Below are 1,359 nucleotides of genomic sequence, written 5' to 3' on the forward strand. Positions count from 1 at the left end.
ACAGCTTCATGATCAAGCACGCTTCGGAAATCCCGGAAGTCATGAAGAAGGCCTTCTAGGTGGCGCAATCCGGTCGTCCGGGCCCGGTCGTGGTCGATATCCCGAAAGACATGACCAACCCGGCCGAGAAATTCGAATACATCTTCCCGAAGAAAGCCAAGCTGCGTTCCTACAGCCCGGCCGTTCGCGGTCACTCCGGACAAATCCGCAAGGCAGCCGAAATGCTCCTCGCGGCCAAGCGCCCAGTGCTTTATTCCGGTGGCGGCGTGATCCTCGGCAACGGTTCCGCACCGCTGACCGAACTGGCGAAAATGCTCAACCTGCCAGTGACCAACACACTGATGGGCCTGGGTGGTTTCCCGGGGACTGATCGTCAGTTCATCGGCATGCTCGGCATGCACGGCAGCTACACCGCCAACCTGGCGATGCACCATGCTGACGTGATCCTCGCGGTCGGCGCGCGTTTCGACGATCGCGTGATCAACGGCCCGGCGAAGTTCTGCCCGAACGCCAAGATCATCCATATCGACATCGACCCGGCTTCGATTTCCAAGACCATCAAGGCCGACGTGCCTATTGTTGGTCCGGTTGAGAGCGTCCTGACCGAAATGGTCGCGATCCTCAAGGAAATCGGCGAGACCCCGAACAAGGAGTCCGTGGCCAGTTGGTGGAAGCAGGTTGATGAATGGCGCGGTGATCGCGGCCTGTTCCCTTACGAAAAGGGCGACGGCAGCCTGATCAAGCCACAAACCGTGATCGAAACCCTCTGCGAAGTGACCAAGGGCGATGCCTTTATCACTTCCGACGTGGGCCAGCACCAGATGTTCGCTGCGCAGTACTACACGTTCAACAAGCCGAATCGCTGGATCAACTCCGGTGGTCTGGGCACCATGGGCTTCGGTTTCCCGGCGGCCATGGGCATCAAGTTGAGCTTCCCGGATGACGACGTTGCCTGCGTGACCGGCGAAGGCAGCATCCAGATGAACATCCAGGAACTGTCGACCTGCCTGCAATACGGCTTGCCAGTGAAAATCGTCATCCTGAACAACGGTGTTCTGGGGATGGTTCGTCAGTGGCAGGACATGAGCTACGGCAGCCGTCACTCGCACTCCTACATGGAATCGCTGCCTGACTTCGTCAAGCTGGCTGAAGCCTACGGCCACGTCGGCGTACGCATCACCGAATCGAAAGATTTGAAGTCGAAGATGGCAGAAGCGTTCGCCATGAAGGATCGCCTGGTGATCATCGATGTTTCGGTCGACACCAGCGAGCACGTCTATCCGATGCAGATCAAAGACGGCTCCATGCGCGATATGTGGCTGAGCAAGACGGAGCGTACTTAATCATGCGGCACATTAT

General features: G+C 58.1%; 1 pseudogene. It reads left to right on the forward strand.

The features are described 5' to 3' along the window. Positions 1–1,343: pseudogene (ilvB, locus tag ACIP66_RS28755) on the forward strand (biosynthetic-type acetolactate synthase large subunit); the annotation flags it as partial. Positions 1,344–1,359: the final 16 nt, after the last annotated feature.

This window comes from Pseudomonas sp. NPDC088429, assembly GCF_044753305.1.
Taxonomy (GTDB): Bacteria; Pseudomonadota; Gammaproteobacteria; order Pseudomonadales; family Pseudomonadaceae; genus Aquipseudomonas; species Aquipseudomonas rustica.